At 70.9% G+C, this 13,195-nt stretch carries 13 protein-coding genes; 10 read left to right on the forward strand and 3 right to left on the reverse strand.

Going from position 1 to position 13,195, the window contains the following annotated elements:
- Positions 1-59: 59 nt before the first annotated feature.
- The 6 genes from JR065_RS08135 to JR065_RS08160 all read left to right on the forward strand — a co-directional run bounded on the left by JR065_RS08135 (position 60) and on the right by JR065_RS08160 (position 7,177).
- Entirely contained in the window at positions 60-1,340 is a 1,281-nt protein-coding gene (locus JR065_RS08135) for an ATP-binding protein (RefSeq protein WP_206233538.1), read from the forward strand.
- Between the two features lie 375 nt (positions 1,341-1,715).
- Positions 1,716-2,516 (forward strand): MipA/OmpV family protein, encoded by an 801-nt coding sequence (locus JR065_RS08140; RefSeq protein WP_206233539.1) that lies wholly within the window; start codon positions 1,716-1,718, stop codon positions 2,514-2,516.
- A gap of 162 nt (positions 2,517-2,678) precedes the next feature.
- The gene (locus JR065_RS08145) at positions 2,679-4,076 is read left to right on the forward strand and encodes an efflux transporter outer membrane subunit (RefSeq protein ID WP_277420133.1); all 1,398 of its coding nucleotides are present in this window, start codon (positions 2,679-2,681) and stop codon (positions 4,074-4,076) included.
- 193 nt (positions 4,077-4,269) lie between these two features.
- The gene (locus JR065_RS08150; protein ID WP_206233541.1) at positions 4,270-4,485 is read left to right on the forward strand and encodes a hypothetical protein; all 216 of its coding nucleotides are present in this window, start codon (positions 4,270-4,272) and stop codon (positions 4,483-4,485) included.
- 227 nt (positions 4,486-4,712) lie between these two features.
- On the forward strand, positions 4,713-5,705 hold the full coding sequence (locus JR065_RS08155; RefSeq protein ID WP_206233542.1) for an aspartyl/asparaginyl beta-hydroxylase domain-containing protein: 993 nt from the start codon (positions 4,713-4,715) through the stop codon (positions 5,703-5,705).
- A 134-nt stretch (positions 5,706-5,839) separates the two neighbouring features.
- Positions 5,840-7,177: a sensor histidine kinase gene (locus tag JR065_RS08160; protein ID WP_206233544.1), complete on the forward strand. Its 1,338-nt coding sequence runs from the start codon at positions 5,840-5,842 to the stop codon at positions 7,175-7,177.
- 81 nt (positions 7,178-7,258) lie between these two features.
- On the opposite strand, the gene JR065_RS08165 is transcribed toward JR065_RS08160, so the two are convergent.
- Positions 7,259-8,683, reverse strand: coding sequence for a serine hydrolase domain-containing protein (locus tag JR065_RS08165; RefSeq protein ID WP_206233545.1), 1,425 nt, complete (start codon positions 8,681-8,683; stop codon positions 7,259-7,261).
- 122 nt (positions 8,684-8,805) lie between these two features.
- Positions 8,806-9,576 (reverse strand): hypothetical protein, encoded by a 771-nt coding sequence (locus JR065_RS08170; RefSeq protein ID WP_206233546.1) that lies wholly within the window; start codon positions 9,574-9,576, stop codon positions 8,806-8,808.
- A gap of 182 nt (positions 9,577-9,758) precedes the next feature.
- Here JR065_RS08170 and JR065_RS08175 point away from each other — a divergent pair, with 182 nt between their 5' ends.
- Positions 9,759-10,544, forward strand: a complete 786-nt coding sequence (locus tag JR065_RS08175; RefSeq protein ID WP_241093489.1) for a winged helix-turn-helix domain-containing protein — start codon at positions 9,759-9,761, stop codon at positions 10,542-10,544.
- A gap of 407 nt (positions 10,545-10,951) precedes the next feature.
- Positions 10,952-11,380: a TonB C-terminal domain-containing protein gene (locus JR065_RS08180; protein WP_241093474.1), complete on the forward strand. Its 429-nt coding sequence runs from the start codon at positions 10,952-10,954 to the stop codon at positions 11,378-11,380.
- 51 nt (positions 11,381-11,431) lie between these two features.
- On the opposite strand, the gene JR065_RS08185 is transcribed toward JR065_RS08180, so the two are convergent.
- A complete protein-coding gene (locus JR065_RS08185) occupies positions 11,432-11,941 on the reverse strand; it encodes a hypothetical protein (RefSeq protein ID WP_206233549.1) in 510 nt (169 codons plus the stop codon).
- A gap of 39 nt (positions 11,942-11,980) precedes the next feature.
- Between JR065_RS08185 and JR065_RS08190 the strand changes: the two genes are divergently transcribed.
- The gene (locus JR065_RS08190; protein ID WP_206233550.1) at positions 11,981-12,658 is read left to right on the forward strand and encodes an STN domain-containing protein; all 678 of its coding nucleotides are present in this window, start codon (positions 11,981-11,983) and stop codon (positions 12,656-12,658) included.
- Positions 12,655-13,191, forward strand: coding sequence for an RNA polymerase sigma factor (locus tag JR065_RS08195; protein WP_206233552.1), 537 nt, complete (start codon positions 12,655-12,657; stop codon positions 13,189-13,191). Before JR065_RS08190 ends, JR065_RS08195 begins: the two co-directional genes overlap by 4 nt.
- Positions 13,192-13,195 lie beyond the last annotated feature (4 nt).

Genomic DNA, 13,195 nt, shown 5'->3' on the forward strand with positions numbered 1-13,195 from the left:
TGGCGACATTGATCAGCAGGCCCCGCGGGGTCCACTGGTGGATCAGCGTGGCGCTGGTCGTGTTCGGGCTGGCGATGCTGGTGGCCTTGAGCGTGCAGAGCTTCAGCAGCCAGCAACTGATCGAACACCGGTTCTGGGTCGAGATGTTGCGCTCGGTCTCCGCCGATCACGCCGCGCGCGTGCGCGCCGGCCAGGCCGCATCGCTGCCCCACGCCGGCATCGTCCGCTCCTGGTACGTCGATGCGGCACATCCCGCCGCGCAGGTTCCCGCCCATCTGGCGGCGCTTGCGCCCGGGCTGTATTCGACCGAGAACGCGTACGGAACCTTCCAAGACAGCGACGCGTTCGAGCCTCTGGACGGGCACAGCAGCTTCCACGCCCTGATCGTCGATCTTGCGCCCGGCAGGCTGATCACGGCCATCGACATCGGGCAGATCGAGGACCAGCAGAACCGCAATTCCTGGCAAAGCGGCATCTGGGCCGCCTTCCTCGTGCTGTTCATCGGCGGGGTGATCGCCTGGCTGCATGCCAACCTGGTGCGCCCGGTGCGCGACCTGGCCGAGCGCATGCAGGCCATCGTCCCGGGGACCGCCGGGGCGCGGCTGCCCACGACCTACCGGCGCGAAGAGATCCAGGTGATCGCGCAAGCCAGCAACGCGCACCTGGAACGCGTGGAGCAGTTCATCGAGCGCGAACGCAGCCTGCTGGCCCAGGCCAGCCACGAGTTCAGGACGCCCATCGCGGTGATCTCCGGCGCGGTGGACGTGCTCAAGCAGATGCCTCTCCCCGATAGCGCCACGCCGGCGCTCGCGCGCGTGGAAAGCGCCGCCCACGACCTGTCGGAGACGATGGTGGCGCTGCTGTATCTGGCGCGCGAGGCGGGGCCTGGCGAGGAGCCGATGGATGTCACGGTGCTCCACGATCTGCTGCCGCGCCTGGTCGCCGACCACGCGTACCTGCTCGGCGAAAAACTGGCGCAGTTGCGCATCGGGCAGGTCGAGCCCACCTTCATCCAGGTGCCAGAGGCCATGGTCCGCATCGCGGTGAGCAACCTGATCCGCAATGCGATAGAGAGCACCGACGACGGCCATGTGGAGATCTCGCTGCGGGGCGGCGTCATCGCGGTCGCCGACTCGGGCAGCGGCTTCGACCCGGTCGAGGCGGCCAGGCGCTACCGCGAGCACCTGCGGCAATCGGCGCCCGTCCGCGGCCGCGGGCTGGGCCTGTTCCTGATCGGCCGGATATGCGACCGGTTCGGCTGGAAGCTCTCGATCGAAGCGGCCGCGGGCGGCGGCACGCGCGCCGCATTGGACGTCGCGGCGAGCGTCATCGCGCTCTAGGGCGCGTCGCCCCCAGGCTGGTCGCGGCCGCCGCGGCGCGTGCACGGGTACGCTGCAACGAAGTGCGATGGGCGGGGGTCGCGCCGCAGCGACGATGCGATCACGGACGTGCGATCGCGACGCTTCGGAACCGGACTGTCGCGGCCGCCGCTGCAACGCGCGGCGCGAACCGATGCTCAAGGCAGGCGCACGAATCCGAACGCGGTCGCGTGTCTCATGTTTCGTACAGCCTTCGTTCACTCGCCCGACGCGCCACGCGACATTTAGGCGACATGGCCAGGTCAATCTGTGGTGGATCTCTTGCAGCGTCCCGTTCGACAACGCGTACGGGCCGCAGATGCACTTCCCACCACCCCAGATGAGGTTTGGCGTCCCATGAAGAAGCTTTTGTCGCTCGCGTTACTGTCCGCCCTGTCGCTCGACGCGATGGCCCAAACGGCCGATGCGGACGATGCATTCCCCGAGCAGGGACCTCCGCGCTGGGGCCTGGGCATGGCGGCGGTGGTCAGCGACAGCCCCTACGCCGGCGAAGGCACGCGCGTGGTGCCGTTCCCGCTGGTCACCTTCCAGGGCGAGAAGTTCTACTTCCGCGGCATCACCGCCGGCTACCAGCTGTTCGGCGGCGACGCCTTCGAGCTCTCGGCGGTGGGCAAGGTCCGTGTCGACGGATTCGACGTGAAGGACCTGGGCAAGACCGAGCTGGCCAGGAACGGCCTGGACTACCGGCTGCTGGAGGACCGCGACATCGGGCTCGATCTCGGCCTGGCGGCGAAGTGGAGCGGTGCGGCCGGCGAGCTGGAACTGGAAATCCTGGCCGACGTGATCGATGCCAGCGGCGGGCAGGAGGCGTCGCTGCAGTACGGCTACCCGATGGACATCGGCAAGGGACGGCTGACCCCGAACGTGGGCGTCACCTGGCTGTCGAAGGACATGGCCAACTACTACTACGGCACGCTCGACGAGGAAGTGGCGCGCGGCGTGGTGGACTACAAGCCCGGCGCGGTGACCATTCCCCACATCGGCGTGTCCTATTTCCGGCCGATCGGCCAGAAGTGGTCGGTGCTGGCCTTCGCCAAGTACAGCACCTTGCCCGACGAGATCAAGGACAGCCCGTTCGTCGAGCCGGACACCGACGGCACGGCGTCGATGTTCGTCGGCTTCAGCCGCGGATTCTGACCGGCGCGCGGCCGCGCGGATCGCGGCCGCCGACCGACTCGAACGGTGCTGGCGCGAGGGCCGGGGGCGCAGCTTCCGGTTGCCGCCCGCGCCAGCCACCCGCGCAATCGGAAGAGACCCAGCATGCATTCGCGTTCGGCATTCCACCATTGGAGATCGGCATTGGGCGCGTTGGCCGTCGCGCTCATGGCGGCGGGCTGTTCGCTGGCGCCGGCCTATACCCGGCCGCAAGCGCCCATCCCGGAGCAGTGGACCGACGGCACCGCCGGCCAGGCGCCGGGCGCGGCCGCCGAGCTGGACTGGCAGGCGTTCGTGGTCGACCCGGCGCTGCGCGAACTCGTCGGTCTGGCCCTGGCCAACAACCGGGACCTGCGGCAGACGCTGCTGAACGTGCAGGCGGCGCGCGCCGAGTACCGGGTCCAACGCGCCGAGCGCCTGCCCGCGCTGCAGATCGACGCCACCGGCGAGCGGCAACGTGCGCCGGGGACGGCCGGCGTGGAATCCAGCTACGAGGCCAGCCTGGGGCTCGCCGCGTTCGAGCTGGACCTGTTCGGGCGCGTGCGCAACCTGTCCGCGGCGGCGCTGGACGACTACCTGGGCACCGAGCGGGCCGCGCACAGCGCACGCGTCAGCCTGGTCGCCGAAGTCATCCAGGCCTATCTCACCCGCGACGGCGCGCAGCAGCGCTATCTGCTCGGCAGCGACATCCGGCAGGCGCGCGAGACGTCGTTGCGGTTGATGGGGCAACTGCGCGAGCAGGGCCTGGCCAACGAACTGGACTACCAGCAGGCCGTCGGCCTGCTGCAACAGGTCGAGGTGGACCTGGAGCGCATCGACCGCGAGTACCGCCAGGCGAGCAATGCGCTGTCGCTGCTGCTCGGCGTGCCCGATGCGGGCGCACGCCTGCCCACGGTGCCCGTTTCCGGCACGCTGCTGGTGCAGCAGATCGCGCCGGGCACGCCCTCGGCGCTGCTGATGCGGCGTCCGGACATACGCGCCGCGGAGCATCGGCTGAAGGCGCGCAACGCCAGCATCGGCGCCGCGCGGGCGGCGTTCTTTCCGCGCATCTCGCTCACCGGCGCGTTCGGGCGCGGCAGCAGCGAGCTGTCGGACCTGTTCGGTTCGGGACAGCGCAGCTGGTCGTTCTCGCCGCAGATCAGCCTGCCGATCTTCGACGCGGGCGGCAACCGGAGCAACCTGGACCTGGCGCAGGTGCGCAAGGACGTGGCCGTCGCCGCCTACGAGCAGTCCATCCAGGTCGCCTTCCGCGAGGTGTCCGACGCGCTGGCCGCCACCGACACGCTGGGGCGGGAGGAAGCGGCGCAACGGGCGATGGCGCAGGCGACCGCGCACGCGCTGCGCCTGTCCGCGGCGCGCTACCGCAGCGGGGTCGACGACCACCTGCGCTTGCTGGACGCCCAGCGCAGCGACTTCGCCAGCCAGATGGCGGTGGTGGAGGTGCGGACCCAGCGGCAGATCGCGCTGTCCACGCTGTTCCGCGCGCTGGGCGGCGGCTGGCGGGGCGACCTCTCCGCGCCGCGGCATCCATCGGCGCCGTGACCGATGCGGCGGCGCCATGCCTTGCCCCTGCGCGCGTCTTCAACCCGACGCGTAAGTCGGGCGTAAGCCGCTGCCGGCCAGGATCATCCGGCCCCTTCCCGAACAGGCCCAGGCGCCTGCTCAAGTACGTCGCGACGCAATCGGCAACGCAGAAAACGATCCGCGATCCATCACCTCCCCCCGAGGAACGACCATGCACGCCAAAGACGCCAAGAACCGAAAAGACTGGAGCGAGCGCGCAGGCCTGCTTGCGCTGAGGGATCTTCCGGAACTGCCGCCGCCGAAGAAACGCCCGCCCGCGCATGGCCGCAACGCCTGGCTGCGGCGGGTGGCGGCGTGGTTCGCGCTGGTCTCGGCGATGGCGATCGCGCGTGCGGTGTGGATACATGCGGGAGCCGGTTCGTCATGAGCGGATTCCACGCCTTGCCCGGCAGCTGCCGCGACGCCGATCGGCCACGCGGGATCCGGCATCCGGGTTGAGTAACGCCGCGGCGCATGCGGGTCGACAAAAAAAGAGCCGCCCGATCCGGCCGGACGAACCGGCAGCGGCGGCGCACCACGACATCCACGTTGCTTCGCGTGCCTGCCCGGCCCCTCCGGTCGCCCGCCCGCACGCATCCACAAGCGAGGTCTTCCATGAGTTTCAGCGCGTTCGTCCTCGGCATGCTGGGCCTGTATGCCGCCGCGGCCATCGCCTACGTCTACCGGTGGCGTGGCCGGCTCCGCTACGCCGGTTTCGGCCAGTACCTGCGCAAGAGCTGGCCGCTGTTCGCGCCGTTCAACTGCGTGCTGTACATGGCCACGCGCCGTTTCGCGCGGCGCCCGGTGATCGACGCCGGCTACCTCGACGGCCTGGCGGTCCTGCGCGCGCACTGGCCGCGGATCCGCGACGAGGCGCTCGCGCTGTACGCAAGCGGCGAGCTGGACGCCACCAGCCGGCCGGGCTCGGCCGGCTACCACGACCTGGGTTTCCGCACGTTCTACAAGCGCGGCTGGAAGAAGTTCTACCTGACCTGGTACGGCGCGCCGCACCGCTCCGCGCAGCGCCTGTGCCCGCAGACGCTGCAGCTGCTGGCGCAGGTGCCGGGCATCCGCGGCGCGATGTTCTCGGTGCTGCCGCCCGGCGCGGAGCTGACCCTGCATGCCGATCCGCTGGCCAGTTCGCTGCGCTACCACCTGGGCCTGTCCACGCCGAACGACGATGGCTGCTTCATCAACGTCGATGGCCAGGCCTTGTCCTGGCGCGACGGCGGGGACTTCGTCTTCGACGAGACCTACCCGCACTACGCCAGGAACGACACCGACCGGCTGCGGCTGATCCTGATGTGCGACGTCGAGCGGCCGATGAATGCCGCAGGACGCGCGTTCAATCGCGTGTACTCGCTGCTGGCGCGCGCGCTGGCGGTACCCAACACGCAGGAGGACCGGCGCGGCGTGCTCACCGGCGTGTTCGCGGCCGTGGCGCCCTGGCGCGAGGCCGGGCTGGCGCTGAAGGCGCGCAACCGCGGGCTGTACCGGCTGCTGAAGTACGTGCTGAACATGGCGCTGGTGCTGCTGGCGATCCTGCCCGCGTATGCGCTGCTCAGGTGGATCGAGCGTGCCGGTGCGGTGGCGGTCGGCCATGCGTAGCCGGCGGCGCGATGCCGGTCCGTGCGCCGGCCAGCGGTGGCGCGCCGCATGGGCGGCCGGTCGTGCCCGATCGCGAGCATCGGCGACGGCGCGCCGCGTTGCCGTGGCGTGCGGCGATGCATAGCGGTGCGGACTTGAACCGGCCGGCCGCACCGGTCGGCCGGCGCCGCAGCGTGCACGGCTGGGTCAGCGCGGCGTTGATCGCGTTCGGCCTGCTGGTGGCGGCCACGCTGACGGTGCAGAACATCGACAACCAGGGCCTGGTCGTGCACCGCTTCTGGGCCGAGGCGCTGCGCTCGGCCTCGGCCGACCATGCCGCGCAGGTCCGCCGCGGACAGGCGGCCTCGTTGCCGCATACGGGCATCGTCCGCTCGTGGTACGTCGGGTCCGGCGCGGTCTCCGCGCCGCCGGCGCACCTGGCCGGGCTTGCGCCGGGCTACTACTCCACCGAACACGGCTTGCGGCACTTCGCCACGCGCCCGGCCTTCGAAGGACAGGGCACCTTCCACGCGATGGTGGTCGAGCTCGCGCCCGGGCGGCTGATCACCGCCATCGACATCGCCGCGCTGGAGGACCAGCAGAACTTCAACGCGATGCTGAGCATGGGCTGGGCGGGCGTGTTCATGCTGCTCATCGGCGCGTCGATCGCGTGGTTGCATGCCAACCTGGCGCGGCCGGTGCGCGATCTTGCCGCGCGCATGCAGGCCATCGACCCGCGCGACGGCAGCGCGCGCCTGCCGACCACGTCGCTGCGCGAGGAGATCCGCACGATCGCGCAGGCGAGCAACCTGCACCTGGAGCGCGTGGCGCGGTTCGTTGAACGCGAGCGCAGCCTGCTCGACCAGGCCAGTCACGAATTCCGGACCCCCATCGCGGTGATCGCCGGCGCGGTGGACCTGCTCGCGCAGATGCCGCTGCCCGCCGCGTCGCGGCCGGCGCTGGCGCGCATCGCGCAGGCGGTGGAGGGGCTGTCGGAAACCACGGTGGCGCTGCTGTACCTGGCGCGCGAGGCGCCGGCCGGCACCGGGCCGGCAGAGGTCACCGTGCTGCACGAACTCCTGCCGCGCCTGGCGCGCGACCACGAGCACCTGTTGCGCGGCAAGGCCGCGCAGCTGCGCGTGGACCAGCTGGAGCCCACCTGCCTGGCCGCACCGGAGGCGATGGTGCGCATTGCGGTGAGCAACCTGATCCGCAACGCCATCGAGAACACCGAGGCCGGCCACGTGGAGATCGGTTTGGCCGGCGGGGTGATTTCCGTCGCCGATTCGGGCAGCGGCTTCGATCCGGGCGAAGCGGCGCGGCGCTATCGCCAGAGCCTGCAGCAGGCCGCGCCGGTGCGCGGGCAGGGGCTGGGCCTGTTCCTGATCGGGCGCATCTGCGATCGCTTCGGCTGGACCCTGGCCATCGCGCCCGGCGGTGTCGCCGGTACCTGCGCGCGGCTGGACGTCACCGCCAGCGTGATCGTGCCCTAGCCGCGCCATCCAATCTGGACGGATCGCACCGCGTGTGCGCGACAGGGTTGCGTCAGCGCCCGGATGGGCGCACCGGCTTGCTCACCGGGCCAGCCGGCGCGCCTTCGCATACAGCCGCTTTGCCTTCGCCTTTTCCCCTTTGGCCGCGTAGGCCTCGGCCAGGCTGTCCCAGGCGTTGGCCGAACCGGGGAAGAGCACGGTATTCAGCTCGAACACGCGCAAGGCCGGTTCGATGCCGAGATTCCCGCGGATGCCGTAGCCTGCATCGTTGATTGCGCGCTCCAGCGCCGCGTCATCGAGGCGGGTGCTTGCCCGGATCGAAGCGGCCTGCGCGCGCACGTCGCTGCCGGTTGGCGACTGCGTGGCGTAGCCCATCAGCGCTTCGGACAGCGCCTCCATCGGGAACTGCTCCGGCGCCAGCGTCGCCATCGCGCTGTCCACCAGGGTGCGCGACCAGACGTTGCGGGCGCTGCCATTGGTCAGATAGGCGATGACGTAGGTGCCGGCATCGGGCGAATCGCCAAACAGGATGCGCACCCGCACGCGCGTGCCGCCATCGTGGCCCACGTAGCGGTACGCGCCGCTCTGGCCGTATTCCCAACCGCCGGCGAACCAGCCGCGCCGGCCGTGGGCCAGGTTGCGCGGTTGCCACAACCGCCGCAGCGTCGCCTTGCCCACCAGTTCGCCCGAGGTCATCGCGTGCAGGAAGCGGGCGAGGTCGTCCAGCGTGAGATACACGCCGGCGTGGCCGTAGGTATAGGCCGGCCAGGTCACGTCCTGCTCCTTCTGCAATCGGCCGTGCCGGCCGATGTAGCTGGTCACCACGGCGTGCGCGGGGACGGGCGGCGCGCCCAGCCAGGTGTGCTGCAGGCGCAGCTTGCGGATGATGCGTTCCTCGGCCACCTGCGGGTAGGGCTTGCCGTAGTGCGCCTCCAGCAGCGCCGTCAGCACCAGGTAGTTGGTCTGGGTGTAGCGCGTGTCGGTGCCGGGCTGGAATTGGAGCGGCACCTCGGCCAGCGACGCGAAGGCCGCCTTCAGGTCGGCGGGCAGCGCCGCGGCCGTGGAGGCGCCTTCGCCGTGCCGGGTGTCGAAATACTCCGGCACGCCGGAGGTGTGGTCCAGGAAATCGCGCACGGCGACGGAACGCCACTGCACCGGAAGGCCGGGGAGATAGGCGTCGATGGGCGCGTCCAGGTCCACCTGGCCTTGCTCGACCAGTTGCATGACCAGCGTGCTGGTGAACAGCTTGCTCAGCGAGTAGCCGGGAAAGACGTGGTCGAGGGTGAGGCGCTCGTGCGTTTCCACGTCGGCTTCGCCGTCCGCGCCGCGGAAAACGACCTGGCCATCGTGCGCCACCAGCACTGCCTGGCCGGCGATGCCGTAGCGCTGCCGGTTGGTTTCCATCTGCCGGGTCAACGCATCGTAGCGCGCGTCGCCTGCGAACGCGATGCCTGGCAACAGTAGCGCGAACGCGAGCAGCGTCGCCAGCGAACCCCTGAGATGCATCTTCTTCTCCAAGAAATGTGTCCGCAACCGCAGCGCGACCGGGATGCCGGCGCGAGGACAGTGGCCGTTTCGATGCTGCCCCACCATCGCGCCCGACGGGTCCGGCCGCTGCGGTCGCGCCGTCAATCGACGAAGAAGGCGCTGCGCGCCACCCCCGCGTTGTTGTTCGGGCCCATCCAGGCGCGGACATCCAGTTCGTACAGGCCAGCGCCGGCGGTGGGGATGTCCGCGCCGAACAGGGCCGTGCCGGGATCGAACCGGAGCGGGTACCGGCGCGGTTCGCCGCCATCGACGGTGACGTAGGCTTCCACTTCGGTATCGCCCGCGCGCCATGGGCCGTGTTCGGAAATCGCGCAGCCGCACAGCAGGGTGACGCCGGCGCGCAGGGGTACCGTGGTGCCGGCCTTCACCCGTTGGTAGGCGACGGGGCTGGCGAGATCGACGATCAGGCCCGGCAGTTCCATCCGCCAACCGTCGCCGGCGGTGAGGTGCCGGCCCGGGAGGATCCACTGCGTGCTCGTCGCCGTGGTGGTGGCCTGGGGCTGGCTGAGCGGGCCGGTCACGCTGAGGGTCACCCGGCGCGGACGGTCGATATCCAGGGTGGCGCGGAAGGCCGCCGAATCCCCGGTGGACAGCGCTCCGGCCCCTGCATGTCCGGCTTCCATGATCTTGCGGGTATCGCCGGTGGTGCCGGAGGTCAGGCCGCGGGCCAGGGTCTCGCCGGTGTCGGCGTCGGTCAGTACCACCCGCACCGGCGCGGTATAGCCGCCGAGGAACTTGGCCCCGCGCGCCAGCACCCGGACCTCCACGTCCGTCGGTTGGGCCAGGACCTCGCCTGCCATGCCGAGCAGGACCGGGGACAGCGACAGCGCTGCGATAAGGGACAGGCGCATGGAATATTCCTTTGGCGGGTGGGATGGTAGGTGGCCTGCGGCCAGGCGAGGCGCGCCGCCGGCCGGTGGGCGCGATGCCGGACAAGCCTAGGGGGTTCTGCCAGAATGGACGAATGACATGTCGTGACTTCGTCTGACATGGCGGGGTGGCAACGGTCTGGGCTGATCGCAAGGTGAAGGTGATGCTGCGCTTCGACGATTTCCGGCTCGATCCGGCCGCCCTGCAGGTCTTCCGCAACGACGTCCCTCTGGATGCTCCGCCCCAGGTGGTGGACGTGCTGGCCTACCTGATCGAGCACGGCGAGCGGGTCGTGTCCCGGCAGGAGCTGCTCGACCGGTTCTGGCCGCGCGCCGGCACCGGCGGCGACGCCGCGCTCAATACCTGCATCCGCCGCATCCGCACGCTGCTGGAGGACGATGCCGACGCCCCGCGCTACATCCAGACGCGGCCCCGCGCCGGCTACCGCTTCATCGGCGCGCTGCGCGGCGAAGCGGCGGCGCCGGCCTTGGCGCCGCCCTCGCGCCGTCGCGCATGGTTCCCCCTCGGCGCTGGCCTGGTCGCCACCCTCGCGCTAGGCGCCGCGGTATGGGCTCATGCCGCGCTGTTCCCGCCGCCGCAACGCATCGCCATCGAGCCGGTGCAGGGCCTGTGTGAGTACGTGCTGTTCCCAAACTTCAATGCGGGCCTGCGCGAAAGCCTGGTGGCCCAGGTCAGCCATAGCCTGCCGGCGGGCTACAGCGTGGCTGCCGACGGCAGACGTGCCGACCTGCACGCCCGCGTCAGCGTCCGGCAGACGCCGCAACAGACGGTGGTCGTGCTCACGTTGGTGGACCAGGACGGTGGCCGCATGCTGTGGTCGGGCGAGTTCGCCGCGCCCACGGATACGGAGAACTACGTGCCGCTGCAGCGCTCGCTGGCCGAACGGATGGCCGCGGGGCTGGTACGGGCGCTCGACGAGCGGGCCTGACCAGGGCGCCAGGACGCCGCCAAAGCCGGCCGGCGCCGGACCGCATGCCGCGGGCCGCTCCGCACTGCGCAACGGGTAACGACGCATCGGTGGCCCTCGCGGCGAGGACGCGACGTGGCCGGCACGGGGCTGCCAAGTGCGGTCCGCTTCCGCGACCACGTAGGGCCGCTGCGGCATCCGGTACCAAGCCGGGGCGCGAACGCTGGCGAACGCCCGCCGCCGCCAACCCGCTTCCGCTCGTCAATCTGTCATTTCATTCGGGCACAGTCAGCCGCTTTGCCGCGCCCGTGCTTGCGCACGGCACCACGGGCGCGGCGCTGCGAGGACGGGAAGACATGCGACAGGACAAGGTGGGACGCCGGCGACCTGGCTGGCGGGATCGCTTGCGCACGCCATCGCTGGCAAGGATGTTCGGCATCGCCTTGGGCGGCGCGCTGGCAGCCGCGGGCGCCGGGGCCACGGCCACGTCGGTGCCGGCACCGGTGCCCACGCACTGGGTGTCCTACGCCGCGCTCGCCAGCGGCGAGTTGCAGCACCGCCTCAGCAGCGAAGGCGGCGAGTTGGTGACCCGCCTGCATGCGTGGCTGGAGCAGCCGCAGGTGGCGGCCGCGCATGCCGAGCCGTGGGTGGTGCGCATCTGGATATCGGCGCAGGGCGGCATCGAACGCGCCGAGTTCCAGACGCTCGGCAGCCCCCAGGCCGATGCCGACCTGCGCGCGCTGCTGGCCGCCAAGCCGCTGTCGGCGCCGCCGCCGGCCGATATGAGGCAACCGCTGGTGCTGGGGCTGTCGCTGCGCGCGAATCCGGACTACGTCGCGCCTGGTCCGCCGCGCTGAGGCGCCGCGGCCGCGCGCGTTGCCATCACGCGCCCCCGCGCCTTTGCCGCTTCAACGGTTGGGGATGACCGGGCGCGGCGCGGGCGGCGGCGGCCGTTGCGGCGTGGTGGACTTGCCGAACGCATTGCCCATCCGTTGGCTGGTCGCGGCGCGATCCGCCAGTCCCAGTGCGGCCGGCGGGCGCCGGGCGATGCGCTCGGATGCGGTCATGGCGGCAGGGCGGCCGTCGGTGGGCGCGTGTTGGCCGGCGAGCATCTGGCTGAAGCAGTCGTAGTCCGGGATGCGTTCGCCGTTCACTTCGACTTCGATGCAATGGAGCGCGGCCGCGTCCGCGTCCTGCGGTTGCGGATCGAGCGCATGCGCATCGGCCGCCAGCAGCGCCAGGGCGATCGGCAGGATGGACAGGCACGGACGCGGCGGTCGAGGTCGGGACATGGATGTCACTGGATTGAAATCGAGCCCGATTAATGTGATGGATTCCGCGTTGCGATGGTGGCGCGTCTTGCATGCAGTTTGATGACACCTGGACGCGACGCCATCGGTAGCCACACGCCGCGGCATGCGTCCGGATCATCCAGGGGCAGGTGGTGTGCGCTCGTCGTGTTGGCGCTCGCCTGGCTGCATCCGCCGGCAGCGGCCGCGGACGAGCCTCGATCGGGCGACAGCGCGCAGGCGCGGGTGGAGGCGGTGCGCGCGTTCGACATTCCTTCGCAGCCCCTGGCCGATGCGTTGCAGGCGTTCGGGGAGACGACCGGATTGGCCGTGCTGATCGATTCGCGCCTGCTGGTTGGGCTGGAGTCCTCGCCGGTCTCGGGGCGATATCGGCAAAGGGAGGCATTGCAGTTGATGTTGGCCGGCACGGGGCTTGCGCCCAGGTACGTGGAGGAGGGGGCGTTCACGCTGGTGCCGACGCACGCCGTCTCGCCCGGCGCCGCAACCGCGCACGCGGCGCCCGCGACCACGGCGGGGAGCGCCGCTGCGCGCGCGAAGAGCGCGCGCATCATCCAGCGCTCGCTGGAACAGGCCTTGTGCGCCTCGACGCTGGCGCGCCCCGGCCGCTATCGCGCCGGGGTGCGCTTCTGGCTGGACGAACGCGACCGGATCCGGCAGCCGGAACTGTTCGAATCCAGCGGCGATGCGCAACGCGACGCGGAGATCGCGCGGCGCCTGGCCGGCTTGCCGCTGCGCGGCCTGCCGGGCGGGGTGCCGCAACCGGTGATGCTGTTGTTGCTGCCGGAATCGGACACGTCCACGCCACCGTGCAAGAGCGCGCGATGAGTGCCGGCCTGCGCAGCCTGTTCCTCGACAACTACGAGGCCTTCCGCAAGCGCCTGAGGCGGCGGCTGGGCTCGGACGATCTGGCGCTGGACGCGTTGCAGGAAACCTGGTTGCGGGTGGAGCGCATGGGCGCTGCGACCCACCCGCAGCGCAACCCGATCGCCTACCTGTTCCGGATGGCGGTCAACGTCGCCTCGGACCAGCGTGCGAGCCAGGCGCGGGTGCTGACCGGCGAAGAAATCGAGGCGCTGATGGACGAGGACACCGGCGGCATCGACCCGGCCGAGGTCGCCTTCGGCCAGTCGGAACTGCTGATGCTCGCGCGGGCGCTGCAGGAGCTCAGCCCGCGGCAGCGCGCCATCCTGGTGGCGGCGCGGATCGAGCAGCGGCCGCTGGACCTCATCGCCCGGCAACATGGCGTGTCGCTGCGGATGATCGGCAAGGAATTGAAGAAGGCGCTGCAGCACTGCGCGATGCGGCTGGACCGGAAAGCCGTGCAGCGGTTCGGTCCCGGGGCGGGAAAACCGTCCTGATGAA

The organism is Xanthomonas sp., from assembly GCF_017163755.1.
Taxonomy (GTDB): domain Bacteria; phylum Pseudomonadota; class Gammaproteobacteria; order Xanthomonadales; family Xanthomonadaceae; genus Xanthomonas_A.

What these genes read in the sequence shown, in the direction of transcription:
- JR065_RS08195 (WP_206233552.1), top strand. Translation starts at nt 12,655, where the DNA reads ATGAGTGCCGGCCTGCGCAGCCTGTTCCTCGACAACTACGAGGCCTTC.
- JR065_RS08185 (WP_206233549.1), bottom strand. Translation starts at nt 11,941, where the DNA reads ATGCCGCGGCGTGTGGCTACCGATGGCGTCGCGTCCAGGTGTCATCAA.
- JR065_RS08155 (WP_206233542.1), top strand. Translation starts at nt 4,713, where the DNA reads ATGAGTTTCAGCGCGTTCGTCCTCGGCATGCTGGGCCTGTATGCCGCC.
- JR065_RS08175 (WP_241093489.1), top strand. Translation starts at nt 9,759, where the DNA reads ATGCTGCGCTTCGACGATTTCCGGCTCGATCCGGCCGCCCTGCAGGTC.
- JR065_RS08170 (WP_206233546.1), bottom strand. Translation starts at nt 9,576, where the DNA reads ATGCGCCTGTCCCTTATCGCAGCGCTGTCGCTGTCCCCGGTCCTGCTC.
- JR065_RS08150 (WP_206233541.1), top strand. Translation starts at nt 4,270, where the DNA reads ATGCACGCCAAAGACGCCAAGAACCGAAAAGACTGGAGCGAGCGCGCA.
- JR065_RS08140 (WP_206233539.1), top strand. Translation starts at nt 1,716, where the DNA reads ATGAAGAAGCTTTTGTCGCTCGCGTTACTGTCCGCCCTGTCGCTCGAC.
- JR065_RS08180 (WP_241093474.1), top strand. Translation starts at nt 10,952, where the DNA reads ATGTTCGGCATCGCCTTGGGCGGCGCGCTGGCAGCCGCGGGCGCCGGG.
- JR065_RS08165 (WP_206233545.1), bottom strand. Translation starts at nt 8,683, where the DNA reads ATGCATCTCAGGGGTTCGCTGGCGACGCTGCTCGCGTTCGCGCTACTG.